Source organism: Paenibacillus protaetiae, assembly GCF_004135365.1.
GTDB lineage: Bacteria > Bacillota > Bacilli > Paenibacillales > Paenibacillaceae > Paenibacillus_AP > Paenibacillus_AP protaetiae.
Window position 1 is genome coordinate 1,629,974 of the sequence record NZ_CP035492.1, and the last position, 23,737, is coordinate 1,653,710.

The following is a 23,737-nucleotide window of genomic DNA, read 5'->3' on the forward strand; positions in this document are numbered from 1 at the left end:
GCCTTTTGCGGACGCCAGCCCTTTTTCTTTCCTTATACCGCTTTGGCTGTTTAAGGAACGTATTGCACCGAAACGAGATCCGCGGGCACATCCAGCGTTTTTACAACTTGATCGATAATGCTGACCGCTTCGCTTTTTTCCAGCTTTTCGGTTTGAACTACGACTTTGAACCGGTTGTTCTGTTCATCAATCGCGACATTATCGAATTTTTTCTGCAAATCAGCCTGCAGCCCGTTCAGCTTCTCATAGCGCTCTTCCAGTTGCTGCAGATCGGTCGCAGCTTGGGATGCCTGTTCCGCGGTGCTGTCGGAAGTGCTGGCAATTTGCTTCATCAGGCTGTCGACCTGATCATCATAACGTTCCTGATTTTGCTCTTGGATTTGAGCAAATACGGCCGTGCTTGGCACACCTGTAAGATTGTCGATCACTTGCTGGTCGGCTGCGCTTGGCTCATCGCTGCTTGCTTTATCTGCGGAGCTGCCTGCTTTGCCTGCATCGCCCGCATTTGCTGCCGTGCCGTCGGCATTGCCGGATTTGCCCGCATCACCTTTGCCGGATTTAGCTGCGTCTCCTGCATCCGATACGATAATGCCGTTATCGCCGGCCTTGCCGTTTACTTCCGTCGTTCCCGCCTGCTGCTCGCTTTGAGTCCCGTCTGTCAGCACATTAGGCGAACTTTTGTCCTGCGTAAATAAGTAGTAGGCGGAGAGCACAACCATCAGGCTGAGCATGGATACAAGCCAAACCGTTTGTCTTTTCGTGTTCATTCGAACACCCTCCTTTTAATCCTTTGTTTTATTGTTTTCTTGGCACTACGGATATTCGGCTTACCGGAACGTTAACGCCTTTGCTGACCGCATCGGTTATCAGATGCCTGATCGCGGTGTTTTCCGCTCCTTTAGCCACTACGATAATGCCGCGTATACGCGGACTGATCGTTTTGGTGATGACGGGCTTTTGCTCGCCGGCCACTTCGTACAGCACGATTGTGCCGTTTTTTGTGGTGGATGTAATATACCGGCGCCCGCCGTTTGGATCTGTTTCTTCGGTAACAGACTGGGTATCCTGATCGTTTTGGGCGTACACTTGCTCTCCGGTGGAATCGACGGTAACCAGCACATCCACATTGCTTACGCCAACCACCTTCTCCAAAATATCCTTCAGCCGCATCTCGAGCTGCTGCTCGATGGCATCAAACGGATTATCCGAAGCTGAAACGCGGGTTCCGCCAAACGTTTCCTGATCCTGGTCTGCCGGCGGAACCGGAGACTGGCTGTGGGACGGCTCCACCGGATTCATCTTCAAGAAGGAGTTCAGCAGCATCAGCGCCGCTCCAACCGCCCCGACGATAAGCAGCATCCGAAGCGTACGGATTCGTTTCGGGCCGGACGGGCCGCCTCCAAAAGCCCTCTCCAGCCATTGCATCCACTTCGCCAACCGGCTTTCCTCCCCTCGCTAATAGTTCCCCGCTGCGTCAGCAGGCTGGCGGACGATGACGAGTTCGGGGGCGATTCCCCAAACATTTTGCAGCAGCTGCCGGACTTGACGATCCAGCACAGCGGATACCGGAGCCCACGCTTCTGCCGCTTGGCCGTCTTCTTTGCCGTCCGGCAAATCCGGCGACGGGTTAACGGTGACCGCTTCAACCGGCTCCACGTTAACGTCTACCTGAACCGGCTGCACCGGTCCCTCGCTGCCCTGCCTGCTGCCGGCCGGGGAATCTGCATCAGATTGTGCCGGTTTCAGTGTAATGACAACGCTGCGGACCTCCGGATTGTTCTCCGTCTGCTCTTTCCAAATGATCTGCACGTCCATCGTTTCAGCTCCTGTGCTCTCCTTCACCTGCCGGCTTATATCCTGCTCGAGCACCTTTTTGGACAGCTGTTCCACATCGGCGGCCCGCTTGCTGGAAAGCTCGTCTGCTTCCTTCCGGATCTCGGATAAGGTCGGCATTTTCAAATCTTGCTGCCCGCTCTCCGCGCTCCAGTTTTGGAAACTCGTTTCCAGCTTTTGTTCAAAATCGCCCTGAAGCAGCTGAAAAATCGGCGTCATCAGCGTAAGCAGTACAAACAATCCGACAACCAGCCTGGCATAACGCTGCATCGCTTTGTTCGGGAGAAGAAGCTCGACAAAGACTGCAAGCAAAATGACAGCGATAATATTACGGAGCCAGTCTGAAAGGAAATCCATCATTGCCGTAACCGCCTCTCTCCGCCCGCTACCGGATCATCATGGCTGCATTGCCTGCTGTCAGCATGATGGTAATGGCCAGAAAAAACATAAACCCTACGGCTGCGAGCGCCACAAAAATATAAATCATCGTTTTGCCGATCGTCTGGAGGCAGGTAACGATCGGCGAATCGCCGAGCGGCTGCATGACTGCCGCCGACACATTGTAAATCAATGCTAACGTTAATATTTTCAGCGCCGGAAAAGCGCACAGAAACAGCAGTATAATGACGCCGGCGAGGCCGATCGCATTTTTGGCAAGCAGAGAAGCGGAGATTACAGTGTCTGCGGCATCGGATACAACCCGTCCCACTACCGGGACAAAATTGCCGGCAAGGAACTTGGCCGTCCGGAGTGTTATGCCGTCTGTAATCGCGCCTGCCGCCCCGCGTACCGAAATGACCCCGAGAAAAATCGTCACCATCGCACCCATCAGCCAAACCGAGATCGTCCGGAGCAAATTGGCAAGCTGCGTCACTTTGAACCGCTCCGTCAAGCCGCTTGCGATATGGAGCACCGCCGAAAAGAACAGCAGCGGGAACACGATCGTGTAGATGACGGTGCCGACGGTATGGATCATAAAAACAACCAGCGGATGCATGATCGTAACGGTCGTGACGTTGCCAAGCGACGCGAGCAGCGTAAGCAGCAGCGGCAGCATGGCGAGCATAAATTGGATCATCGTTTCGATCGCCTGCTGGGCATAGCCGATAGCGACATGGAAGCTGTTTGCGGCCATAATGATAAGCACCATATAAGCGATTGAATACCCGACCTTGCTCACAGTGTTACGCTCGAACGCATTCTGCAGCGTCTCCAGCACAACGCTGAACACCGTCAGCATGACGATGGTGACAAGCAGCTTGGCGTTGTACAGCACCTCATGCAGAAAGTAACGCGCCAGCGAGCTTAACACGGTCTTCATCTTTAAACCTTCGCCGCCAGGCATGATCATATCGACAAAGCTGGGAATTTTCTGGTCGGGAAAAAATCCGCCGTATTGCTCTCTGAGCTGGTTCCAGTAATTTTCCACCGCGTCCGTATTGAGACCTTCGAGCTGCTGTTCGGTCAACTGCCCGGTCATCCCGCCGTCATCAGTTTCTCCGCTGCCGGCTGAACTGCTCGCCGCGCCGGCCGGGACCGCGCTTACCGCCGCCGCTGCCGCATGAGTTGATCCTGCCGTTACGAGCGGCGTAAAGCCGGTCAAAATAAGGACAGCCATCATAACACCAAGTAACCGGAAGCGGATCGCCTGATTCATCCGCTTCCTCCTCCGCTCGGGAGCAGTCCGATCACCGTCTCCACAATGACGCTTATAATCGGAACGGCCATAACCAGAATTAAAATTTTGCCGGCAAATTCAATTTTGGATGCGACGCTCTCCAGCCCCGCATCCCGGATAATTTGCGCTCCGAATTCTGCGATATAAGCAATTCCGATAATTTTTAATATCGTCTTTAAGTAAATCGAAGGGATTCCCGCCTTATTCGCCAACTGCTCCAGCACTTCGATAACCGATTCGATTTTGCCGATGACGAACAAAAAGAGGAACAATCCGGTGAATGCCGCCAGCAGATAAGCGAAGACCGGCTTCTGCTCCCGAACGACAAGAATAAGGACGGTGGCAATTAAGCCGATACCGACGACCTGAATGATTTCCACAGCCGTTCACCTACCTGTGCAGCCTGCTGCGTTTACTGGAACAAAAAAATGGTCTTGATCTCCTGAAACAAGTCCGCGAGCATTCTGATGACCATAAACAACACAACAACAAATCCGATTAACGTCACCCAATGCGCCATATCTTCCTTGCCCATCTGCTTCAGCACCGTGTGGATCATGGCAATGATGATGCCGATCCCGGCAATTTGGAATATGGCGCTCACATCCATCTCCATTTGTGCGGCCCCCACTAAATCATCACAATGACGACGAGCGCGGCGGCCAGTACGCCAAGGCTTTTCCACATTTTTTCGTAGCGTGCTTGCTCGTCTCTAGCTTCATCTTCCTCCGCCTTCAGCTGCACCAGCGCCAGCTTCAAATGCTTCAGCTGGTCATCCTTATCGCTGATGCCAAGAGCCGATCCGAGCCGCAGCACGATGCCTTGCTCCACCGAACGCATCGCCGTATACGCCCATACCCGGTTTACCGCAGCTGTCCAGCTTTCCTGAAAGGTTGGCCCGTCTTCCCGCCTGAGCTCCTCTGCTGCAGCTTTGAAGATGTCGGATACAGGCGGCGAAGCCGCCTCTCCTGTTCGCAGCAGCGCGATCGGGAGCGGTGTCCGGCCATACCCGATCTCCGTCTCCAGCCGCTTCAGGGCATAAGCCATCTGGCGCAGCTCCCGCGGGCGGGCCGCATATTTGCCGGCCATCAGAAATCCGATCAGCGTGCCGGCCGCCAGCACCAGCATTGCGCCAAGCAGCTTGATCACAGCCATTCCTCCCGCTGCAGGCCGCTGGCAGCCGGAGCCCGGTCTATCACTGTGCGATGCAGCGCTGCGGTTGGTTCGCGGGCCGCTTTGATCCCGTTTCCGGCTTCAACCGGAATGACCCGGTGAAGAAACCCTTCCTGGTTTCTCCGGAGTTCAACGATAAGGGAAAACACGCCGCCTGCAAGCAATTCGTTCAGTACCGGCCGGCCTCTGGCATCCTGCAAATCGTAAGCGTGCGCTGTAGCCACAACACTTACGCCTGCATGGCTTGCTTCCCGTATCGCTTCGGCGTCCTCAGCCCGTCCGATTTCATCCACCACGATCACATCCGGCGACATGGAGCGGAGAAGCATCATCATGCCTTCGGCCTTGGGGCAGGCGTCCATCACATCGGTGCGCGGCCCGACATCAAACGTTGGAATTCCCCGCACGCAGGCGGCAATTTCCGACCGTTCATCCACGATGCCTACTTTTCGCCCGGACCAGCTCCGGCCGTCACCGCTGCCCCATAAACCTGTACTGACCGATCTTGCAATATCCCGAATTAATGTTGTTTTCCCCATTTGCGGAGGCGCCAGCACGAGCACCGGCTGGATTGATTTGCGCGGCAGGTCCAGCAGCTTCGGAAGCAGCGGCGCAGCCGCACCCACTACCTCTCTAGCGATCCGGATATTAAAAGCGCCAATATCGCGCAAACCGCGCACATAACCGCCGTCCAGCACCGTCCTGCCTGCCAGTCCAATCCGATGGCCGCCTGACACAGTTATAAATCCCCGCCTCAATTCTTCTTCCATGGCATACAGCGAGTAATTCGTAATCCGGTCGAGCAGCCTTCTGCACAAATCCGGCGTTGGCTTGTACGCTCCATCCGCCGTTCCTCGCAAAATACCGTCAGTTCCTACGAATCTGGACTGACCTCTTACCCCTACTTCCAATGGCCTGCCTTCGCGGATTCGAATTTCCTCCAGTTGCTCCTGCGATGCTTCTGGCAGCTTCTCCAGCAGCGACTTTAACTCAAGCGGAAGCAAATGCGCTACACGATGCAACATAACTCACCATCACTCCCGGATGTTTGTCCTTCCTTCGTAGTTCATATGTATGCAGAGCCCGCAAAAATATGTCCGCTGTCCGCGTCGTAATAGATTAGAAGTCTATCATTTCTTTAAAATACCGATGAGCAGACATGTGACGCCTACCGTTATCCATACCATCTTGGCAGCGGAAAGCTTATCCGAAATGCCGATAAGACCAATAGTTGTAGTTGTAATTAAAACAAGCGGGCCGACCAGCGCCAATGATGAATTGACAACAAGCGCTTTATCAATCTGGTTCCACCGCAGCATCAGCATCGCAGCGCATATTTCCAACGTTCCGGAAAGAAGCCGCAGCGAAGCCATCGTCATTACGATTTTGTTGATCATGCTCTCTTTGACCTCCAGTTCATTTGTAGTGGACTTGTTGCTGCAACACGCATCGGTAGTACGAAACCTATCACTATTAGTACTATATGCGAGCTTGTCTCTTCTTCATGACGCCAAGCAGGGACACCAGCCCAGAATAAAACGCATATAGTACATCATGGCAGCAATAAGCAAGAACAAATGCAGGAAGGCGGAAAAAAGAATTATGCAGGTGCAAGTCATTTCCAGTGCCAATGAGATTAGCGCTTCGCAAATGGTGAATAAAACCGTTATCGTCATCGATGTGCTCCGTACCATAAGCACGATCATAACGGCTTTGGCAGCCGGAGCGGCTTCTGTAACGCCCGTGGAGACGGTGATGGAAGCCCGCTCGCTGCAACGAGCAGGGGATCTGCTGTGCGGAGAACGTTTTTGCCGGAAAATTACGGGATTTGATTTGGGCAATTCGCCGTTTGAATATGAAGCGTTAACGGTCGACAGCCGGCGTATTTTGCTCACGACCACCAACGGAACCCGTGCGCTGCTTAAAGCGATGCGGGCCGATTATGTGCTCGCCGGCGCTTTGCTGAACGCCGGTTCATGCGCCCGGCTGGCACACGACTTGAGACGCGATGTCATCTTGCTGTGCGCAGGCGCGCATGACCAGTTTGCCGCGGAGGACGGCCTATGCGCCGGGCTGATGATCGACCGGCTGCAATCGTTACGCCAAGCTCCAGTCGAGCTGGATGATTTCGGGCTGGCGATGCTCGGCTTCTATCGAAACAACGAACATTCCATCGAGTCAGCAGTTGCAAGCAGCCTGACCGGTAAAAAGCTGATTAAATTAGGATATAAAAAAGACGTGGAGCTGTGCACCAAAATCGACCATTTCAATATGGTCCCAAGGCTGAACGGCGATTCGCTGCTGCTGGCGGGGGGAACTTCGTAACATGTATGAGGGGTTAACGCAAAAAAGCCGTCCTCGTGTGAGGACGGCCAGACTGCCGGACATGGCCCGGCAGTTCTTTTATTAAGAAACCTGACTCCGATTAACGGCGGTCTTTCGGTCCGCCCACAAAAGCCTGCTCTGCCGTATCAAGGCCGTAAGCGGTATGAAGCGCACGAACTACATCGTGAAGCGGCTCCGCCTGGATAACGCAGGATACTTTAATTTCCGATGTGCTTACCATCTTAATGCTGACGCCAAGGGAAGAAATCGTCGAGAACATTTTTGCAGCAACGCCAGGATTGCTGACCATGCCAGCGCCTACGATCGAAATTTTGACAAGATTGTCTTCCGAGCTCACCTCGCGGTAAGGAACTTGGCCGCGGATGCCTTCGATCACTTCGAGCGCTTTCTCGCGGTCGTCCAGCGAAAGGGTGAACGAAAAATCGGCTTTGCCGTCTTGCACGCCGCTTTGGACGATAATATCCACGTCAATTCCGTTATTCGCCAGCGCGCCAAATACGCCCGCCAGCACGCCCGGCACATCCTCAACGCCTATAATGCTGATTCTTGCCACGTTTTTGTCAAATGCAATGCCGCGAACGGCAATCCCTTGCTCCATGATCGCTTCCTCCTTTACACTTGTGCCTTCATTATGCGTAAAGCTCGAACGTACTACAAGCTTCACGTCGTAATGCTTTGCATACTCGACAGCGCGAGGATGCAGGACTGCCGCTCCCAAGTGGGCAAGCTCCAGCATTTCATCATACGAGATTTCATCGAGCTTTCTGGCGCATTTCACGACACGCGGGTCGGTAGAATAAACGCCGTCTACATCGGTATAAATTTCGCATACGTCCGCGTCGATAGCTGCGGCCAGCGCTACGGCAGTCGTGTCCGATCCGCCGCGGCCAAGTGTCGTAATTTCGCCTTCGTCCGTCATACCCTGGAAGCCGGCAACGATCACGATGCTGCCTTCGTCAAGGGCGCTATGAATACGCTCCGGACGAATATCGTTTATTTTGGCTTTACCGTGCACCGCTTCCGTCAGAATCCCTGCTTGCCATCCGGTGAACGATACCGCTTTGTGCCCAAGTCCATGAATGGCCATTGACAATAGCGCAACCGATATTTGTTCTCCGGTCGTAAGCAGCATATCCATCTCGCGGGCCGGAGGATTAGGATTCAACTTTTTGGATTGGTCAATCAAATCGTCCGTTGTGTCTCCCATTGCGGATACAACGACAACAACCCGATCGCCAGCTTGTTTCTTTTCAATAATACGTTCTGCGACACGCTTCATCCGCTCGGGTGTGCCGACGGAACTGCCGCCAAACTTCATCACAGTCAACGACAAAGCTGATTCACTCCCCAACCTTGACATATACATACAAGACGATATTATAGCACAATTAACCCGGCTATGGATATAAATGCACGCAAAAAAACCGCCGGGCGGGAAGCCCGGCGGTTGAAGCCTGATTGTGTATTAAGCGCGGGAAATATATTTGCCTTCGCGCGTATCGATCAGAAGCAAATCGCCTTCGTTAATGAACAGCGGCACTTGAACGTTCAGGCCGGTTTCCACCTTCGCGCTTTTCGTAGCGCCCGTTGCCGTGTTGCCTTTAATGCCCGGCTCGGTTTCCACGACTTTCAGTTCAACGCTGTTAGGCATTTGAATGCCGATGATTTCGCCTTGGTAGCTGGAGATATTCACGTTCATGTTTTCTTTCAGGAAGTTAAGCTCCCATTCCAGCTGGTCTTTGTCCAGGTTGAATTGATCGTAAGTTTCGTTGTCCATAAAGGTATATTCCGTACCGGAGTTGTACAAGTATTGTACTTCGCGGTTTTCAATGATTGCACGGCCGATGTTTTCGCCTGCACGGAATGTTTTTTCCACAACGTTGCCGTTGCGCAGGTTTTTCAGCTTGGAGCGTACGAAAGCCGCGCCTTTGCCCGGTTTAACGTGCTGGAATTCGATTACCGAAAAGATGTCGCCGTCCACTTCAACGGTCAGGCCTGTTTTAAAATCGTTTACTGAAATCATGGGATTCCTCCTGAATGGTTGTCTCTATCCCAGAACAAGAAGTTCTTTAGGGGATGAAGTTAATATTTTAATACCGGATTCCGTAATGACTATGTCGTCTTCGATGCGAACACCGCCAAATCCCGGGATATAAATGCCCGGCTCGACCGTCACCGTCATGCCTGGTGTTAAAACGCTGGTGCTGTTTCGGGCCAGCCGGGGCTGCTCATGCACTTCTACTCCAAAGCCATGTCCCGTGCTGTGGCCAAAATTGTCGCCGTAGCCGTATTTCGCGATAATATCGCGGGCCAAGGCATCCGCTTCATGGCCGGACATGCCTGGACGGATATGCTCAAGCGCATGCAGCTGAGCTTCCAATACGATGTTGTAAATTTCAAGATGTTTGGCCGAAGGCTTGCCGACAACCACTGTCCGTGTCAAATCGGAACAATAGCCGTTGTACAGCGCCCCGAAATCAAACGTAATGAAGTCGCCTTCTTCCACAAGCTTATCGCTTGCTACGCCGTGCGGAAGCGCGGAACGTACGCCGGATGCGACAATCGTATCGAAGGAAGTCGCCGACGCGCCGCGGAGCCGCATAAACATTTCAAGCTCCAGCGCAAGATCATTTTCTTTGACGCCCGGACGGATCAGCTGCTGAACATGAGTAAAAGCCGCATCGGCCAGCTGGCAAGCTTCCTGAATGACGGCAAGTTCTGATTCATCCTTCAGCATGCGGATTTCCTCTACAATTGAACCGGACGGAACGAGCTCGATATCGCCAAGCAGCTCTCTCCAGGCTGCAAAATCGCTGTATACCACCTGGTTCTGCTCAAAACCCACCGAACGAATGCCTCTGTCCGCCAGAAGTTCACGGACATTAGCAAGCGGCTTTGGACCATGCTCTACGATTGTAAAGCCTGCCGCCTGATCGGCTGCTTGCGTTGTATAGCGGAAGTCCGTCAGCAGGAAGCTGTCGGAGGAAGTGATCAGGAGTGTACCTGACGAGCCTGTAAAACCGCTCAAATAACGGCGGTTATGCGGACTTGCAATAACGATGGCCTCAAGGCCTGCCGCTGCAAGCGCTTGGCGCAATTTGGCCAGTCTGTTGTTTGCCATTGTGATTTCCCCTCTCGTCCAATCCGTATTTCATATACGAGGCCTTATCCGTTAGCCGGCAATATGCCGGCAAGCGCAGCCAGCCCCAGATCATAGCTTTTTGCCCCAAATCCAGCGATTTGGCCAACGGCAACAGGCGCAATGACGGATGTATGCCGGAAGGATTCTCTTTTATGAATATTGGACATATGTACTTCCACAACAGGCAGCGCGACCGTGCTGAGCGCGTCGCGAAGCGCGTAGCTGTAATGCGTAAGAGCGCCGGGATTGATCAAAATTCCGTCAGCTTTGCCGTACGCCTCGTGAATCCGGTCAATGATCGCGCCTTCGTGGTTGGATTGAAAAAATTCAACCTCCACGCCAAGCTCATCGGCTTGCTCACGCAGCCGCTCTTCGATGGATGCCAGTGTATCCGTTCCATAAATGCCGGGTTCTCGTATCCCCAGCATGTTCAAATTCGGGCCATTGAGAACGATGACTTTCCGCATGTTTACACCTCCAGACGGAACACTATGCGGTTGTCCGCAGATCAATAGCCATTTTACCACAAACGCATATCTTTTGAGAAGATCATAAAATGGGGGAAGCGCAGCTCCTGTCAACGCGCTTTGGAAGGTTCACGCGACGCTTCATCCGTAAATTCGAACGCAATGGTATATCCGATAAACAGCCCCCACATCAAAAACACACAAAATTCGGTCGTAATCGTATCCCAGCCGATAACATTCATCGGCTTAATGAATTTCAGCATCGGCCCGATCCAGCCGAACCAGACGAGCCACCAGAAGATGCCGTAGCCGATTCCTGCCCAAGGGCCGCGGACTTTGCCGAGCACAAAGTAATACAAATACGTTGCGATAATTGAAAATACAATAAAGCTTGCAATCCCGACGGCGATTCCCCAGCCTGTTTTCAAATAGGAGGTTAGAAAAAACGGCTCCGCCACCAGCCCCGGCACGAGCATGGTCAACTTCATTTCATAACAAAGCCAGCGGACGATCCCCCAAATCAAGCCCGCAAAAAAACCAACTTCCAAGCTGTACAGCCAAAAGTTTGTATGATGGTTGCGATACGGTTTGGACAACCGTTCCTCTTCTTTGCCTCTGCCGCTGCCTTCATAATGCAGCGCTTCTTGCTGGCTGCTCATGCTGCCGCCACCCGCCTTCCATGTAATATCCTATATACCGCTCCCCTCAGTATGCGAAAAAAACGGCTATCATAACCGTTCTCCCCTTGAACGGCTTGCTTGGCAACTGGGCAGCTAATCAAGTACAATAGAAAGAAAAAATCATTGATTCGCTTTACTGGCGATTCCGACTTGAGGAAGGTGACACATTTGCCGCAACAATCCAGAAGCATTTACGGCGGCCAGGCGGTCATTGAAGGCGTCATGTTTGCAGGCAAGCATGTAAATGTAACGGCCATTCGCCGCAAAAACGATGAAATCGAGTTTTACGAAGTGCCGAGAACAACGGTGAAATGGACCCGGCTGCTTAAAAAAATACCGATCATACGCGGCGTTGTAGGCATTATTGAATCAAGCGCCAAAGGTTCGGCCCATTTGAATTATTCCGTCGAGAAGTATACCGAGGATGAAACCGAAGACGGCTCCGTACCGGAAACCGCTGCAAAAGAAGAAAAAGGCTGGAGCCTCAGCATGATTGTCGGCGTTGCCGTCGCCGGTGTCATTTCGTTTCTGTTCGGGAAAATCGTATTGACTGCCGTTCCGGCTATTTTGGAACAATTGATGTTTGAAAACGTATTCGAAAATAAGGTCGGGCATAATCTGATAGAGGGGCTTATCAAAATCATTTTGCTTCTCGTTTATTTGTACATGATGTCGCTGACGCCGATTATGAAACGCCTGTTCCAATATCATGGAGCCGAGCATAAAGTGATCAGCGCTTACGAAGCCGGCGAGGAGCTGACCGTTGCCAATGTGCAAAAATATAGCCGCCTCCATTACCGGTGCGGCAGCAGCTTTATTATTTTCACCGTCATTGTAGGGGTTATTATTTATTCGCTGCCTATTTTTGAGTGGCATTCGATTTGGGAGCGCGTCTACATTCGTCTGCTTCTGCTTCCGGTCGTTCTCGGCATTTCTTATGAAGTGCTGCGCATTACGAATTCCATGAGAAACATTCCGGTCCTTCGCTATCTCGGCTATCCGGGCTTGTGGCTGCAGCTGCTCACAACCAAAGAGCCAAAAGACGACCAGGTAGCCGTATCCATCGCATCCTTCAACCGGATGCGCGAGCTTGACCGCCAGCTCAGCTAGCGGCAGAAGGGTTATCCCACATCAGAAAGGCAGGGATTTGGATGAGAAACCGCTGGAATGCCGCATCCGTTATTGTGTTTGCGTTAATTGCAATCGGTATCGTCTACTCCATCATCTCTAACCCGTTTTATTTTATCGTTCCGGTTGTGGTGCTGGCCGCCATCTTCGTATTGTATAAATTTCCGCCGAGGGCGTTCCGGCGCAGCGGCGGCGTATACAGGAAGCCTAATGCCAAACCGAATGTGCGGCAATCTTCCGCCCGGCAGCCTAACCGCCACAACCGCTCCAAATCCAAAAACGTTCCGTTCCGCGTCATTGACGGCGGACGGGACGACGATGATGCGCCGCGTTATCATTAACGGCGCGTTATCGCCAAACAACAAACAAAAGGATTGCCGCCAGATTGAAAAAATCTGGCGGCAATCCTTTTGTTGTTCATGATTTTGTTAAGCTACTCTGTATCGAGCGCAACCCGAATGCGATTCAGTTCGTCCGTCCGGGTCGGGTCGCTGCGGAAATATTCAACCAAGGTTTCAATACATGTAATCGAATCCCAGCTTAAATGATGCTCAATGCCTTCCACATCACGGTAGATGTTTTCTTCCTGCACGCCAATTAACGCCAAGAATGATTCCAGAAGCTGATGCCGGTCTACCAGCCGTTTGCCAATCTTTTTCCCTTTATTCGTCAAGACAAGCCCTCTATACTTCTCGTAAATAAGGTAATTGTCCTTGTCGAGTTTTTGAATCATTTTGGTTACAGATGAAGGATGCACCTCTAGACCCTCGGCAATATCCGAAACCCTTGCATAGCCTTTTTCTTCTATCAGCTTATAAATCCGTTCCAAGTAGTCTTCCATGCTCGGTGTCGGCACAGGAGAACCCCCTAACACTCATCAATTGCCTTGTTCTATGGCGTCACTCTAAATATCATACACTTTTCGGCATAAGCGCTGCAACTTTTTCCTGCGTCTGCCAATGCCCGATCGGGATCATGACAAGCTTAAAACTTCAGCCAATCGGGTGTCGTCGTGTTCAGCCATATCGTAATGGAGGTCATCCGGTCCGTGAACAGCAATATGCCCATCAAAATCATAACCGCTCCGCCGATCTTCATAATGCCGTTCGAGAACCGGAGCAGCCATCTGGCCGAGCCGATAAAAAACGCCAATACAAAAAAAGGAACGGCAAAGCCTATCGCATAGGCGGTCGTCAGCTGAAACCATGTTCCGGGCGATGATGCCGCCAGCGCAAGAATGGCAGTTAACGCCGGACCGATGCAAGGCGTCCAGCCCGCTGAAAAACCAACCCCAAAAATAAAGGATCCCAAATAGCCGCTTTTCTTATTCGGATTGATGGAAAACCGGCGTTCCTTCATTAATAGCTGCGGTTTAAATATGCCGAGCAAAAACAACCCCATCAATACGATTAAAATGGCAGATAACATCCGGATCAAATCGGCATATTGGGCAAAAAATTCCGCAAACACATTGGTACCGTACCCTAATGTATAGTAAACGGTGCAAAATCCTAATATAAAAAACAAGGTGTGGGACATCGTCCTCACCCTCATTTCACGCGTATGTCTGCTGCTCCTGATGTCGGTGACCGAAATGCCGGTTATGTAGGATAAATAGGAAGGGTAAAGCGGAAGGCAACATGGCGATATAAAGGAAGCAAAGCCGGCGCCAAGCGCCAGCCCCACATTAATATGATCCAACGACATACACCCCGTTTGGCGGTTAGCCGCTTGTCCTCATTCCTCTTCTGGCTAAAAGCAGCAGCAGCAAAATAATAATCAGCAGCATCACAATCGTGCCGCCGGGAGCAAGGTTCCACACTCCTGCAATCATCAATCCTGCAATAACGGCAATTTCGCCGATCACAACGACGGTGACAACGCTTTGCCGAAAGCTGCGCGCCACGATCAAGCCGCACGCGGCCGGAATCGTAAGCAAGGCGGACACAAGCAGCGCTCCTACGATTTTGATGGAAACGCTGATAACTAAAGCCGTAAGCACGCTAATCATAACATTATAAAAACGGACGGGCAAGCCCCGACAGCAGCCGCTTCCTCGTCAAAGGTAAGCAGAAACAGTTCCTTTATTTGGAACCATACTGCCGCAAGTACGATGACGGTTACAATCGCAATGGTAATTAAATCCGAAGCGCTTAAGGTATAAATGCTACCAAATAAATAGCTGTCTATGCTGACGCTGAATCCTCTGTCCAGCGTAAATAAAATCGAAGCAAGGCCGACACCGCCGGACATAATAATGGCGATCGACAACTCTGCATACGTTTTGTACGCTTTCCGGAGCCTCTCAATGGCAAACGAAGCCAGAATGGCAAAGACAAGCCCTGCGGCCATCGGATATACTCCGAGCAGAAAACCGAGCGCCACACCGGCAATGGAAACGTGAGAGAGTGTATCTCCAATCATCGACAACCGGCGCAGCACCAGAAACAAGCCGATCAGCGGCGCCGTAACCCCGATCAAAAGTCCGCCTATAAGCGCACGTTGAAAAAAATCAGTACTTAACAGATCCAACTCGAGCAACCTCTCTCCCGTTATCCATATGCTGGCGCAAGCCGCGCAGGCTATGCGTCAAATTGTTTTCCACGCAATCCTGCAGCTCATGTGAATGCTTCAAATAAAATTTCAGCTTGCCGTATTCCGCCGCCGGCTTCTGGCCTAAATAGGAACGGATCATCTCCATATCATGCGATACCATCAAGAAAGTAATGTTATGATGCTGATGCATATGCTTGATCATATGGAAAAATCCTTCTTGCGTTTCCGCGTCGATGCCAACCGTTGGCTCATCCAAGATGAGCAGCGACGGATTGTTGATTAAAGCCCGGGCCAGGAAAACCCGCTGCTGCTGCCCTCCCGACAGCTGGCCGATCCGTTTGGCAGCCAAATTCTCGATATCAAGCGCATGCATCGCGTCGTCCGCCTTCTGCAGATCGGCTTTGGACAGCCTGCGGAACAGCCGGCTTCTGCCGTAAAGCCCGGAGGTGACCACCTCCCGCACGGTAGCCGGGAACAACGGGTTAAATGCGTTTTTTTGCGGTACGTAGCCGATTTTCTCCCACTGCTTGAATTCCGGCAGCGGTTTGCCGAACAAACGGATTTGCCCGGTATCCGGCTTCAGCAAGCCTACTATCATTTTGAGCAGTGTTGTTTTTCCCGCTCCGTTCGAGCCGATCAGCCCGACAAAATCCCGTTCCTTCACCGACAAGTTTAATCCGGACATCACCTGCCGCTGGCCTTGATAACCAAAGCCGACATTGTCTAGTGTAATAATATCCTGATGGCAGTCCGGTTCCCGCTCCCAAAATGGGGTTGATTGCTGCATTTCGGTCCCTCCTTCGTGACTGTGCATTATTTTAAAGCCAGCATCAGCTGGTCCAAATTTTTGTACATGATCGAAATAAAATCTTGGCCCTGCTTCTCCTGCTTCGGCGTCAAGCCTTCCAGCGGGTTCAGCACCAGCATGCCGACATGGGCTTCGCTCGCCAGCATTTTGGCAATTTCGGGCGAAATAAGTTCTTCGGAGAAAATATATTTAATCCGGTTATCCTTCACAAAATGGATGATCCTCATAATATCTTGCGAGCGGGGTTCCGCATCCGGGGAAAGTCCCATAATCGCCACTTGCTTCAAACCGTAATCCCGCGCCAAATAACCGAAAGCCTGGTGGGATACCACAATATCTTTACGCGAAACGGTAGCCAGCTCGGATGTATACCGGGCATCCAGCTCTTCAAGCTTCTGCTTCAGCTTCGCATAGTTCGCTTCATAATCCTCCTGATGGGAAGGATCTACGGCGATGAGCTTGTTTTTCAAATGATTAGCCATAATGAGCATCGACTTCGGGCTTACCCATGTGTGCGGATCGGTATGGCTGCCGTTTTCTCCTTCGTCATGCGCATGCCCGTGTTCGTCTTCTTCTTCTCCGCTCCCTTCAAGCAAAGCAATGCCTTCGCTCATGGCAGCCGTCTTCACTTTGCTGTCGCTGGACAGCCCTTTCAGGAAATGGTCAACCCAGTTTTCCAGCCCGGCGCCGTTATACAAAAAAAGATCGGCTTCCGAAGCGATTTCGATATCGCGGCTTTTGGGTGTCCAGTCATGCGGCTCGACGCCGGCCGGGACGAGGTTTATGACATGCACATCATCGCCGCCGATTTGGGAGGCTAAATAATATAAAGGATAAAAGGTTGTGACCACATTCGTTTTCGATTCATCCAGCTGCTCGCTTGGTCTAACGCCGCAAGCGGATAACATCAGGAACATAACGGCAGCCGCTATAACAGCTGCAGCCCGTTTCCGGTTCGCTTTGCTCTGAAACATATGAATACTCCGTTCTTACATATAATCGTAATCGTTACTATTACGATTATAGAGATGGGCATTAGTACTGTCAACAACTTATTCTCTATCAACAGTATGTTCAACTCCCGTCAATCAAAAACAGCCCTCAATCCGTATCCAACACGGATTAAGGGCTGTTTGGAATGCAGTCTGTTATTTTACGAGCGCGCCATTTGGCATTTGATCCGGAACGGCAGCAAGCGTAAGCTGGCCGTCATGCGATGCGGCAAGAATCATCCCTTGCGACAATTCGCCGCGCAGCTTGACCGGCTTCAGGTTGGTAACACAAATGACTTTGCGGCCGACCATTTGTTCCGGCGTGTAATATTGCGCGATGCCGGACACAACCTGTCTTTGCTCGTAGCCGAGATCCAGCTGCAGCTTCAGCAGCTTGTCGGCTTTTTTCACCGGCTCAGCTGCAATAACCTGGGCGACACGAAGCTCGACTTTGGCAAATTCATCAATGCCGATCTCTTCAATTCCCGATGCTTGCGGTGCAGCAGCAGCCTGGTTCCCTTCTGCGGCTCCGGCATTTGCCCCGGCCGATGCTCCTCCGCCCATCGCATTAGCGATAAAAGCTGCTTCCTCCGCCGCTTCAAGACGCGGAAACAGCGGGTTCGCTTTGGCGACTTTGGTGCCTTCCGGCAGCTGTCCGAACTGTTTGGCGCTTTCCCACTCGGTCAGCCCGCCTGCGGCGATGCCCAGCTGCGCCCACACGCCTTGCGGCGCATGCGTCAGGAACGGCTGCAGCATAATCGAGACGATACGCAGCGATTCCGCCAAATGATGCATTACCGAAGCCAGCTGATCGCGGTTCGCTTCGTCTTTGGCGAGTACCCAAGGCTGGGTTTCGTCGATATATTTGTTCGTCCGGCTGACGAGCTGCCAGATAGAAGCAAGCGCAACCGAAAACTCCATTTTCTCCATTGCGGCTTCCACTTCGGTGATCGTGTTCTGCGCGAAGTCTTCCAGCGCGCCGTCAAATTCCGTTACTTGGCCCTTATAGCCCGGAATGGCGCCATCAAAATATTTGTCAATCATCGCAACCGTTCGGTTCAGCAAATTGCCAAGATCGTTTGCAAGATCGTAGTTAATCCGCTCGACAAAGTTTTCCGGCGTAAACGTTCCGTCAGAGCCAAACGGCACTTCGCGCAGCAGATAATAACGAACAGCGTCAAGGCCGTAACGGTCGATCAGCATAACCGGATCAACGACATTGCCTTTTGATTTCGACATTTTGCCGTCCTTCATCAGCAGCCATCCATGGGCAAATACTTTTTTCGGCAGCGGCAGATCCAGCGCCATCAGCATAATCGGCCAATAGATCGTATGGAAGCGGACAATTTCCTTGCCAACCAGATGAACATCCGCCGGCCAGAAACGGTCGAACTTCGGAGCACTGCCTTCCGTATCGTAACCAAGCGCCGTAATGTAGTTGGATAACGCGTCGATCCAGACGTAAACGACATGTTTCGGATCGTTGGGCACTTTGACGCCCCAATCAAACGTCGTGCGCGATACGGCCAAATCTTCCAGGCCCGGCTTAATAAAGTTGTTGATCATTTCGTTCTTGCGGGATTCCGGTTGAATAAAATCCGGATTGTCCTCGTAATATTGAAGCAGGCGGTCGGCATATTTGCTCATCCGGAAGAAATAAGATTCTTCCTTCACCAGTTCAACCGGGCGTCCGCAGTCCGGGCATTTGCCGTCAACGAGCTGGCGCTCGAGGAAAAACGATTCGCATGGCGTACAATACCAGCCTTCGTATTCGCCTTTGTAAATGTCGCCTTGCTGCACAAAACGGTCAAAAATATGTTCGACGATTTTTTTGTGCCGCTCTTCGGTCGTCCGGATAAAATCATCGTTCGAGATTTCGAGCTTTTTCCACAAATCTTGAATGCCTACAACAATGTTGTCTACAAACTGCTGAGGCGTTGTTCCTTTTTCTTTTGCTTTTTGCTCGATTTTTTGCCCATGCTCGTCAGTGCCGGTCAAATACCAGACATCGTAGCCGCGCAGCCGTTTATACCGGGCCATCGCGTCGCCCGCCACAGTCGTATAAGCGTGGCCGATATGCAGCTTGTCGCTTGGATAATAAATAGGCGTTGTAATGTAAAAGGTGCGGTCGCGGTTTGTCATTATAACATCTCCTTTTTTTTCGTTATCAATTGGCGCAAGTGTTTAAAAAACAGCAAAAAGCCCCCGTCCAACATGGGACGAGAGCTCGAATACTCACGTGGTACCACCCAAATTTCCAATGTCGCCTTACTTAAAAAGCTGGCATCGGCTTCGTGCGCCGCCTGTATAAAGCGGCAATCGCCATTATCGCCGGCGTGCGCGCCGCCCTCTTACTGCTATGCGACTCGCGCATCCGGCAGCTCGAAAGCAGTTCCTCCAGGACCATCTTCCAACGTTTGCCCATACCGGCTCCCACCGTACTGACCGGTTCTCTGAGATAGGCGGAATCATTGTACTTATCCGTTCATCGGATGTTGCTATATGTCTCAAATATAGCGAATTGCTATACCGGGTGTCAAGAATCCGGGCTGCCCGTTTCACGTTCCGGCTTCAAAACAGGCGGAACCGGGTCATAGCCGCCGGGATGAAACGGGTGGCATCTGGCGATCCGCTTCGCGGCAAGCCATGAGCCCTTGGCTGCGCCATGCTTCTCAATCGCCTCCAGAGCGTATGCCGAACAGGTCGGATAAAACCGGCAGGTCGGCGGCTTGAGCGGCGAAATCCATTTGCGATAAACATGGATCGGGCTTTGAACAATACGGCGGACTGTAACCGGCCTCGCCATTATAGATCTGCCGTTTGCTCTTCCTGCATGCAGGATTTGCAATATCCAAACACTTCGAATTTATGTTTGACGACTTGAAACTGATCCGGCACCAGCGTCTGGTCCATCGGACAATGCGTAATCGGATACGTTTTGCCGCATTGCAAACAGATCAGGTGATGGTGATGGTCATTTTCTCTGCAGTGCAGCTTGAATTTGACGCCGTCTTCAAAAACAACCTGCTCCAGTACGCCCAGTTCTTCCATAATCCGCAGATTGCGGTATACCGTATCAAAGCTCAGTCCCGAATAGGACTTGCCCATATAATCGTATACTTCCTTCGGCGCGATATATCCCGGCGATTCCACAAACAGCTTGGCAAGCGATCTGCGTTGATCGGTAATGCGCAAGCCTTGCGATGCCATCTGTTGAACGATTTCATCCATTGTATGCATCCAAATAAGCACCTCCTTGCCAACAGGCGCGGGCAGATGCAGGTTACCGAAGGGCCTGATCTCCCTATTATGCCTTATCTTCATATTGCCGAAAAAAAAGACTCCCGTCAATGAGAGCCTCTTCCCGCATTAGTTTTCTTTATCCGTCTAACCTCATTCGAATGAGAAAAGTGACCGACATTGCTACAAAGAAGACAACGCTTGCAACAGCGGCCGCAGCCCGAAATCGCTTGAATCTCGCCGCATCCGATCCAGACCGTCTGGCTTCCGTATAGCTTCGGTGGATAAATAAATAGGCAATGACCGAAATAACAAAAAAGCAGTTAAACACAAACCAGATTACTTGCCACAAAAGGAATCCCTCCCGCAAACCTTCGGGTTATAACTGCAAACTTCTTAAGCAAACGCTACGAATACCACCGATTAAGAATCCAAATAAAGACTGCGAAGCTAACTGCTGCGAATCCGAAGCAATACCAGCCCCTCCGATAGCGCTGCTGGAACATTTGAAGGATACCGAAGCTGAGCAGCCCGAATACAAGCAGAATGAATACGACGCCAATGGTGAACAAACCTGCGGAGACGCCGCTTAGATCGTCTGTTGTCACGTCACACACTCCCTCATGTCCAATCATCTCAATTAGCATTATAAGGGATTGAGGTAATATTAGCCAGCGCAAACCAAACAGGTTCCAGGCTTGCGATGGCCGGCTTGTCCGTTATAACGGCATGAAGGCTCGAAGCGAGCCTAATGGCGTTATTCCCAGCGGACATCCGCAATATGGTACAGCTCGCCGCCAGGCCGCTTCTTCAGTTTCACCTGCAGCACCCCGCCTCTTACAAGCGCCCGGCATTGCTTTGGAAATACCGGCTTCGGCAGCTTGATCACTTCCGTTTTGCCTTCAGGCAGCCCTTTAATTTTTACTTTATCCGCTTTGACCAGCACCTGCAGCTGATCTCGTTCGGTACCAGGCGGAAGGGTGTATTTCACGATGACAAAATGATGTGTCTCGAAAGCTTTTGCATCGGGAGATCCGGATGGACCAGGCATCACATTTGCGACATCCGGGAGCGCTTTGGTCATCAGTTTCCGCACAAATTGCTCCACCCAATCCGGTTCACGGAGCACGTCAAATCCTTTCGGCATCTTTTGCCCTTCCATCCATTGCTCCAAATCGTCCCAATTCATTGCCACCCGTTGTCACCTGCCTTTTGCCTCTCCTAGCCCAGTATATGCCGGCGCAATTGGGCAGGGCACTCGATAGAGCAAAAACGGCCGGGCGGGAACCTATAGGCCATTGCCGCATACACTGTACCATCATTAGTCCGTTTACAAGGGGGGATAAGGATGCCGTCAATCGTTGGTTTCGTGAAAATTGTAAGTACCGGTTCCGGTTCGGTCGTCCAGTTTGGCGATGCCTTGCAATTGTCTCCTGCGAGCAATTCCAAAACATATGCCGGTTCCGGCTCATTCTTAACCGGCAGTCTTACAAATTCTAACAATGCGGTCAGCGCTACCAGCACGTTGGATGATGATCTGCTGGATAACACCAACAATCAGATTGGTACCGGAGGTGGTGTCGCATGAATTGGACGATTCATCAAACGATTACAATCCATCAGCTGCGTGTTGAAAGTGTTTCGAACAGCTCGGTCCTGCAGGTCGGCAGCGCGGGTTCAATCCGCTCGTTGTCCCAGCTTTACAATTCCGGCGGTTTTTCGGAGCCTGCTCCGCAGCTTGGTTCAGAAAATCCGCTATCCTTTGTCCCGCTTCCTAATCCGACGTAATCGCATCGGGGGATAAAGGCTGTGAAGAAGGAGTGATCTTGGCATGCCGTATGGACCCCATATGCCTCCCATGCCAATGTGGATATGGCAATTTCAAGAGGCTTTAAAAGAACAGCGGCACGAAATCGAAAAGCTTCAGAAGCAGGTGGCTGCCCTCGAGGAACAGCTGCAGCAGGCTGGCGCGCGACCGATGTACAGCATTGAACGGCTGGAATATCATTTTGACCAGTTAAAGGTGCAAAAGCTGGAAGGCACGCTCAACATCGGCATGGCTCCGCCGGGAGAGTGCGGTCCGGTTCCGCATGGCGATATCGACCAGTTTACAGCTGGAACGCCTAATGTATTCCCCGCTGCCGAGTCTACTATCGTAACGCCCGGAGTGCCTTATCCGACGATTTATGAAAATGTGGATACCTATTTTAACGAGGAAGCGCCCAAGCGGCTTTTGATGCTGGAGCAGGAGATGAATGTGCAGCTCGACCCTTATCATCGCCGCATTATCATTGATGATATCCGCAAGCAAGTGCCTACCCGCATTAAATATTATATGAAACAAATAGGCGGCAAAGATCAATCCAAAGGTTCGCCGGAGCCAAACAGCGAAGTCATTGCAGCTGTGACCGCGAAGACGATCCGCGATGCCGAATCGGCCATGCGGAAATATGTGCAGCAAATCGCCTACAGCCAGCAGCAGTCTAACCCGGGTAATGTGCAAACGCCAAACGTACAGCCGAATCCGGGCAGTTCGCAATCACCAAACGTACAGCCGAATCCGGGCATTTTGCAATCGCCAAACTTGCAGCCGAATCCGGGCATTTTGCAATCGCCAAACGTTCAGCCAAATCCGGGCAGTTCGCAATTACCAAACGTACAGCCGAATCCGGTTAAACCGCAGGTGCCGCTTAACCAGCTGCTATCAGATCAAGACAATGGAGGTAAAGGATCATCATGATCGTGTTTCAGGTCAACAATTACGCATTGGGGGTTGGCAGCATCGAGGTATTAGGGGTAGCCAGCTCCTCAATGCTGCAAGTTGGAGATACCGACTACGTCACCTTGTATTCCATGTTTGATACGCCGCCGGAGTCCGTCATCGTTGGCCCGATGGCTCCTTTTCCCGAGCCGGAAGGCTCGGATGAAGCGGAAGGGGAAAGGTTCGAGGAGGATTAAAGTGATACATCCGCATAAGCAGCCAGCCGGGCCAAACCGAACAGGATACGGCAATGCTGCCGTAAGCTACCCGGTACGTACCGCTGAAGTTGGCGGTATTTACATTATTGACTTGTCTCTCTCCGGCATTTTGCAGCTTGGGGACCATGCTTCGGCGACCCCGCTTCTGCGGGGTTTAGCCCTGCAGCGGGAGACGGAACATAAAAGCGAACAAGATGTTTATTTTGAATCGTATAACATATTTGACCGGCCGCTGCCGAAGCTGATCGATCCGATCGCCGATTCAGGCATGGATGTGCGCATTCTTCGTACGAACCGATCGCCGCGGATTAGTGTCGGCAAAATTTTTATTACAGCGATGGGCGCATCATCCATTGTGCAAGCCGGAAACGGCATGAGGCATACCGCCGAGTCCCGAATCAAACATATTAGGCAATTCAAGAGGCCGCTGCCCTATCCGGGAATCGGCTGCCCTTAAACTGAATCACCCCCGAACAAACCTCCACCCCGTACAGCAGCGGAAATACGCCGGATACCCGCTAATTGTCCATACCGGAACTTTGTCTCCTGCATACATTAACCATGTGATCTACAACATCACAATACCAATACCAGGAGGTATGTTCGGTGGGCTACCCTGTTGGAGTAGGTTGCGGCGGCGGATCGGGCTTTGCTTTTGTGCTTGTTCTATTTATTCTGCTCGTTATTATAGTTAGTGTTTGCGCATTCTAACTTA

At 51.7% G+C, this 23,737-nt stretch carries 33 protein-coding genes and 1 pseudogene; 9 read left to right on the plus strand and 25 right to left on the minus strand.

What is annotated here, in order from left to right:
* Positions 1-50: 50 nt before the first annotated feature.
* The 9 genes from ET464_RS07375 to ET464_RS07415 form a co-directional block, all read right to left on the minus strand.
* Positions 51-767 carry a SpoIIIAH-like family protein gene (locus ET464_RS07375; RefSeq protein WP_129439638.1) on the minus strand — a complete coding sequence of 239 codons (717 nt, stop codon included), beginning with the start codon at positions 765-767 and terminating at the stop codon, positions 51-53.
* A gap of 28 nt (positions 768-795) precedes the next feature.
* Positions 796-1,437 (minus strand): stage III sporulation protein AG, encoded by a 642-nt coding sequence (gene spoIIIAG / locus ET464_RS07380; RefSeq protein ID WP_129439640.1) that lies wholly within the window; start codon positions 1,435-1,437, stop codon positions 796-798.
* 18 nt (positions 1,438-1,455) lie between these two features.
* A complete protein-coding gene (gene spoIIIAF / locus ET464_RS07385; RefSeq protein WP_129439642.1) occupies positions 1,456-2,193 on the minus strand; it encodes a stage III sporulation protein AF in 738 nt (245 codons plus the stop codon).
* A gap of 25 nt (positions 2,194-2,218) precedes the next feature.
* Entirely contained in the window at positions 2,219-3,490 is a 1,272-nt protein-coding gene (spoIIIAE, locus tag ET464_RS07390; protein ID WP_244226707.1) for a stage III sporulation protein AE, read from the minus strand.
* Positions 3,487-3,891 carry a stage III sporulation protein AD gene (gene spoIIIAD / locus ET464_RS07395; RefSeq protein ID WP_129439644.1) on the minus strand — a complete coding sequence of 135 codons (405 nt, stop codon included), beginning with the start codon at positions 3,889-3,891 and terminating at the stop codon, positions 3,487-3,489. The genes spoIIIAE and spoIIIAD overlap by 4 nt, the downstream gene beginning before the upstream one ends.
* A 32-nt stretch (positions 3,892-3,923) precedes the next feature.
* On the minus strand, positions 3,924-4,127 hold the full coding sequence (gene spoIIIAC, locus ET464_RS07400) for a stage III sporulation protein AC (RefSeq protein ID WP_129439646.1): 204 nt from the start codon (positions 4,125-4,127) through the stop codon (positions 3,924-3,926).
* A 14-nt stretch (positions 4,128-4,141) separates the two neighbouring features.
* Complete coding sequence (gene spoIIIAB, locus ET464_RS07405) at positions 4,142-4,660, minus strand: stage III sporulation protein SpoIIIAB (protein WP_129444185.1); 519 nt, start codon at positions 4,658-4,660, stop codon at positions 4,142-4,144.
* Positions 4,657-5,709: a stage III sporulation protein AA gene (gene spoIIIAA, locus ET464_RS07410; protein WP_129439648.1), complete on the minus strand. Its 1,053-nt coding sequence runs from the start codon at positions 5,707-5,709 to the stop codon at positions 4,657-4,659. The genes spoIIIAB and spoIIIAA overlap by 4 nt, the downstream gene beginning before the upstream one ends.
* A 105-nt stretch (positions 5,710-5,814) precedes the next feature.
* The gene (locus tag ET464_RS07415; RefSeq protein ID WP_129439650.1) at positions 5,815-6,081 is read right to left on the minus strand and encodes a YqhV family protein; all 267 of its coding nucleotides are present in this window, start codon (positions 6,079-6,081) and stop codon (positions 5,815-5,817) included.
* A gap of 205 nt (positions 6,082-6,286) precedes the next feature.
* Between ET464_RS07415 and ET464_RS07420 the strand changes: the two genes are divergently transcribed.
* Positions 6,287-7,009, plus strand: coding sequence for a 2-phosphosulfolactate phosphatase (locus tag ET464_RS07420; RefSeq protein WP_129439652.1), 723 nt, complete (start codon positions 6,287-6,289; stop codon positions 7,007-7,009).
* Between the two features lie 100 nt (positions 7,010-7,109).
* Here ET464_RS07420 and ET464_RS07425 read toward each other — a convergent pair whose 3' ends face one another.
* The 5 genes from ET464_RS07425 to ET464_RS07445 all read right to left on the minus strand — a co-directional run bounded on the left by ET464_RS07425 (position 7,110) and on the right by ET464_RS07445 (position 11,298).
* A complete protein-coding gene (locus tag ET464_RS07425; protein ID WP_129439654.1) occupies positions 7,110-8,363 on the minus strand; it encodes an aspartate kinase in 1,254 nt (417 codons plus the stop codon).
* Positions 8,364-8,495: 132 nt separating this feature from the next.
* Complete coding sequence (gene efp / locus ET464_RS07430; protein ID WP_129439656.1) at positions 8,496-9,053, minus strand: elongation factor P; 558 nt, start codon at positions 9,051-9,053, stop codon at positions 8,496-8,498.
* A 24-nt stretch (positions 9,054-9,077) separates the two neighbouring features.
* Positions 9,078-10,151: a M24 family metallopeptidase gene (locus ET464_RS07435; RefSeq protein ID WP_129439658.1), complete on the minus strand. Its 1,074-nt coding sequence runs from the start codon at positions 10,149-10,151 to the stop codon at positions 9,078-9,080.
* 44 nt (positions 10,152-10,195) lie between these two features.
* A complete protein-coding gene (gene aroQ / locus ET464_RS07440) occupies positions 10,196-10,639 on the minus strand; it encodes a type II 3-dehydroquinate dehydratase (RefSeq protein WP_129439660.1) in 444 nt (147 codons plus the stop codon).
* A 110-nt stretch (positions 10,640-10,749) separates the two neighbouring features.
* Positions 10,750-11,298: a YqhR family membrane protein gene (locus ET464_RS07445; protein ID WP_129439663.1), complete on the minus strand. Its 549-nt coding sequence runs from the start codon at positions 11,296-11,298 to the stop codon at positions 10,750-10,752.
* A gap of 189 nt (positions 11,299-11,487) precedes the next feature.
* On the opposite strand from ET464_RS07445, the gene ET464_RS07450 reads away from it, so the two are divergent.
* Both ET464_RS07450 and ET464_RS07455 read left to right on the plus strand, forming a co-directional pair.
* Entirely contained in the window at positions 11,488-12,429 is a 942-nt protein-coding gene (locus tag ET464_RS07450) for a DUF1385 domain-containing protein (protein WP_129439665.1), read from the plus strand.
* A 41-nt stretch (positions 12,430-12,470) separates the two neighbouring features.
* On the plus strand, positions 12,471-12,788 hold the full coding sequence (locus ET464_RS07455) for a 6TM ABC transporter family protein (protein WP_129439667.1): 318 nt from the start codon (positions 12,471-12,473) through the stop codon (positions 12,786-12,788).
* 92 nt (positions 12,789-12,880) lie between these two features.
* On the opposite strand, the gene mntR is transcribed toward ET464_RS07455, so the two are convergent.
* From mntR to ET464_RS07505, 11 genes and pseudogenes are all read right to left on the minus strand, one after another.
* Positions 12,881-13,303 carry a transcriptional regulator MntR gene (gene mntR, locus ET464_RS07460; protein ID WP_129439669.1) on the minus strand — a complete coding sequence of 141 codons (423 nt, stop codon included), beginning with the start codon at positions 13,301-13,303 and terminating at the stop codon, positions 12,881-12,883.
* Positions 13,304-13,431: 128 nt separating this feature from the next.
* The gene (locus tag ET464_RS07465) at positions 13,432-14,148 is read right to left on the minus strand and encodes a cytochrome c biogenesis CcdA family protein (protein ID WP_129444187.1); all 717 of its coding nucleotides are present in this window, start codon (positions 14,146-14,148) and stop codon (positions 13,432-13,434) included.
* 22 nt (positions 14,149-14,170) lie between these two features.
* A pseudogene (locus ET464_RS07470) lies at positions 14,171-14,979 on the minus strand (metal ABC transporter permease).
* Entirely contained in the window at positions 14,960-15,790 is an 831-nt protein-coding gene (locus ET464_RS07475) for a metal ABC transporter ATP-binding protein (protein WP_129439672.1), read from the minus strand. The pseudogene ET464_RS07470 and the gene ET464_RS07475 overlap by 20 nt, the downstream one beginning before the upstream one ends.
* 26 nt (positions 15,791-15,816) lie before the next feature.
* Positions 15,817-16,785, minus strand: coding sequence for a metal ABC transporter solute-binding protein, Zn/Mn family (locus ET464_RS07480; RefSeq protein ID WP_129439674.1), 969 nt, complete (start codon positions 16,783-16,785; stop codon positions 15,817-15,819).
* Between the two features lie 174 nt (positions 16,786-16,959).
* Positions 16,960-18,945, minus strand: a complete 1,986-nt coding sequence (gene metG, locus ET464_RS07485; RefSeq protein ID WP_129439676.1) for a methionine--tRNA ligase — start codon at positions 18,943-18,945, stop codon at positions 16,960-16,962.
* A 130-nt stretch (positions 18,946-19,075) separates the two neighbouring features.
* Positions 19,076-19,228: a hypothetical protein gene (locus ET464_RS19785; RefSeq protein WP_165279938.1), complete on the minus strand. Its 153-nt coding sequence runs from the start codon at positions 19,226-19,228 to the stop codon at positions 19,076-19,078.
* A 111-nt stretch (positions 19,229-19,339) separates the two neighbouring features.
* The gene (yidD, locus tag ET464_RS07490; RefSeq protein ID WP_129439678.1) at positions 19,340-19,609 is read right to left on the minus strand and encodes a membrane protein insertion efficiency factor YidD; all 270 of its coding nucleotides are present in this window, start codon (positions 19,607-19,609) and stop codon (positions 19,340-19,342) included.
* Complete coding sequence (locus tag ET464_RS07495) at positions 19,609-20,043, minus strand: Fur family transcriptional regulator (protein ID WP_129439680.1); 435 nt, start codon at positions 20,041-20,043, stop codon at positions 19,609-19,611. The genes yidD and ET464_RS07495 overlap by 1 nt, the downstream gene beginning before the upstream one ends.
* Positions 20,044-20,450: 407 nt before the next feature.
* Positions 20,451-20,651, minus strand: a complete 201-nt coding sequence (locus ET464_RS07500) for a hypothetical protein (RefSeq protein ID WP_129439682.1) — start codon at positions 20,649-20,651, stop codon at positions 20,451-20,453.
* A gap of 149 nt (positions 20,652-20,800) precedes the next feature.
* Positions 20,801-21,232: an Hsp20/alpha crystallin family protein gene (locus ET464_RS07505; protein WP_425271760.1), complete on the minus strand. Its 432-nt coding sequence runs from the start codon at positions 21,230-21,232 to the stop codon at positions 20,801-20,803.
* Positions 21,233-21,391: 159 nt separating this feature from the next.
* Here ET464_RS07505 and ET464_RS07510 point away from each other — a divergent pair, with 159 nt between their 5' ends.
* The 6 genes from ET464_RS07510 to ET464_RS20845 all read left to right on the plus strand — a co-directional run bounded on the left by ET464_RS07510 (position 21,392) and on the right by ET464_RS20845 (position 23,733).
* Positions 21,392-21,631, plus strand: a complete 240-nt coding sequence (locus ET464_RS07510) for a spore germination protein (protein ID WP_129439686.1) — start codon at positions 21,392-21,394, stop codon at positions 21,629-21,631.
* Entirely contained in the window at positions 21,628-21,831 is a 204-nt protein-coding gene (locus tag ET464_RS07515; protein WP_129439688.1) for a spore germination protein GerPB, read from the plus strand. The genes ET464_RS07510 and ET464_RS07515 overlap by 4 nt, the downstream gene beginning before the upstream one ends.
* Positions 21,832-21,874: 43 nt before the next feature.
* Entirely contained in the window at positions 21,875-22,783 is a 909-nt protein-coding gene (gene gerPC, locus ET464_RS07520) for a spore germination protein GerPC (protein ID WP_129439690.1), read from the plus strand.
* Complete coding sequence (locus ET464_RS07525; protein ID WP_129439693.1) at positions 22,780-23,001, plus strand: hypothetical protein; 222 nt, start codon at positions 22,780-22,782, stop codon at positions 22,999-23,001. Before gerPC ends, ET464_RS07525 begins: the two co-directional genes overlap by 4 nt.
* 1 nt (position 23,002) lies before the next feature.
* On the plus strand, positions 23,003-23,479 hold the full coding sequence (locus tag ET464_RS07530) for a spore germination protein GerPE (protein ID WP_165279939.1): 477 nt from the start codon (positions 23,003-23,005) through the stop codon (positions 23,477-23,479).
* Between the two features lie 200 nt (positions 23,480-23,679).
* Positions 23,680-23,733 (plus strand): hypothetical protein, encoded by a 54-nt coding sequence (locus ET464_RS20845; RefSeq protein WP_425271761.1) that lies wholly within the window; start codon positions 23,680-23,682, stop codon positions 23,731-23,733.
* Positions 23,734-23,737 lie beyond the last annotated feature (4 nt).

What these genes read in the sequence shown, in the direction of transcription:
- ET464_RS07375 (WP_129439638.1), bottom strand. Translation starts at nt 767, where the DNA reads ATGAACACGAAAAGACAAACGGTTTGGCTTGTATCCATGCTCAGCCTG.
- spoIIIAF (WP_129439642.1), bottom strand. Translation starts at nt 2,193, where the DNA reads ATGATGGATTTCCTTTCAGACTGGCTCCGTAATATTATCGCTGTCATT.
- spoIIIAE (WP_244226707.1), bottom strand. Translation starts at nt 3,490, where the DNA reads ATGAATCAGGCGATCCGCTTCCGGTTACTTGGTGTTATGATGGCTGTC.
- spoIIIAC (WP_129439646.1), bottom strand. Translation starts at nt 4,127, where the DNA reads ATGGAGATGGATGTGAGCGCCATATTCCAAATTGCCGGGATCGGCATC.
- spoIIIAA (WP_129439648.1), bottom strand. Translation starts at nt 5,709, where the DNA reads ATGTTGCATCGTGTAGCGCATTTGCTTCCGCTTGAGTTAAAGTCGCTG.
- ET464_RS07415 (WP_129439650.1), bottom strand. Translation starts at nt 6,081, where the DNA reads ATGATCAACAAAATCGTAATGACGATGGCTTCGCTGCGGCTTCTTTCC.
- ET464_RS07420 (WP_129439652.1), top strand. Translation starts at nt 6,287, where the DNA reads ATGCAGGTGCAAGTCATTTCCAGTGCCAATGAGATTAGCGCTTCGCAA.
- efp (WP_129439656.1), bottom strand. Translation starts at nt 9,053, where the DNA reads ATGATTTCAGTAAACGATTTTAAAACAGGCCTGACCGTTGAAGTGGAC.
- ET464_RS07435 (WP_129439658.1), bottom strand. Translation starts at nt 10,151, where the DNA reads ATGGCAAACAACAGACTGGCCAAATTGCGCCAAGCGCTTGCAGCGGCA.
- aroQ (WP_129439660.1), bottom strand. Translation starts at nt 10,639, where the DNA reads ATGCGGAAAGTCATCGTTCTCAATGGCCCGAATTTGAACATGCTGGGG.
- ET464_RS07445 (WP_129439663.1), bottom strand. Translation starts at nt 11,298, where the DNA reads ATGAGCAGCCAGCAAGAAGCGCTGCATTATGAAGGCAGCGGCAGAGGC.
- ET464_RS07455 (WP_129439667.1), top strand. Translation starts at nt 12,471, where the DNA reads ATGAGAAACCGCTGGAATGCCGCATCCGTTATTGTGTTTGCGTTAATT.
- ET464_RS07475 (WP_129439672.1), bottom strand. Translation starts at nt 15,790, where the DNA reads ATGCAGCAATCAACCCCATTTTGGGAGCGGGAACCGGACTGCCATCAG.
- ET464_RS07480 (WP_129439674.1), bottom strand. Translation starts at nt 16,785, where the DNA reads ATGTTTCAGAGCAAAGCGAACCGGAAACGGGCTGCAGCTGTTATAGCG.
- metG (WP_129439676.1), bottom strand. Translation starts at nt 18,945, where the DNA reads ATGACAAACCGCGACCGCACCTTTTACATTACAACGCCTATTTATTAT.
- ET464_RS19785 (WP_165279938.1), bottom strand. Translation starts at nt 19,228, where the DNA reads ATGGGCAAACGTTGGAAGATGGTCCTGGAGGAACTGCTTTCGAGCTGC.
- yidD (WP_129439678.1), bottom strand. Translation starts at nt 19,609, where the DNA reads ATGGCGAGGCCGGTTACAGTCCGCCGTATTGTTCAAAGCCCGATCCAT.
- ET464_RS07495 (WP_129439680.1), bottom strand. Translation starts at nt 20,043, where the DNA reads ATGCATACAATGGATGAAATCGTTCAACAGATGGCATCGCAAGGCTTG.
- ET464_RS07505 (WP_425271760.1), bottom strand. Translation starts at nt 21,232, where the DNA reads ATGAATTGGGACGATTTGGAGCAATGGATGGAAGGGCAAAAGATGCCG.
- ET464_RS07510 (WP_129439686.1), top strand. Translation starts at nt 21,392, where the DNA reads ATGCCGTCAATCGTTGGTTTCGTGAAAATTGTAAGTACCGGTTCCGGT.
- ET464_RS07515 (WP_129439688.1), top strand. Translation starts at nt 21,628, where the DNA reads ATGAATTGGACGATTCATCAAACGATTACAATCCATCAGCTGCGTGTT.
- gerPC (WP_129439690.1), top strand. Translation starts at nt 21,875, where the DNA reads ATGCCGTATGGACCCCATATGCCTCCCATGCCAATGTGGATATGGCAA.
- ET464_RS07525 (WP_129439693.1), top strand. Translation starts at nt 22,780, where the DNA reads ATGATCGTGTTTCAGGTCAACAATTACGCATTGGGGGTTGGCAGCATC.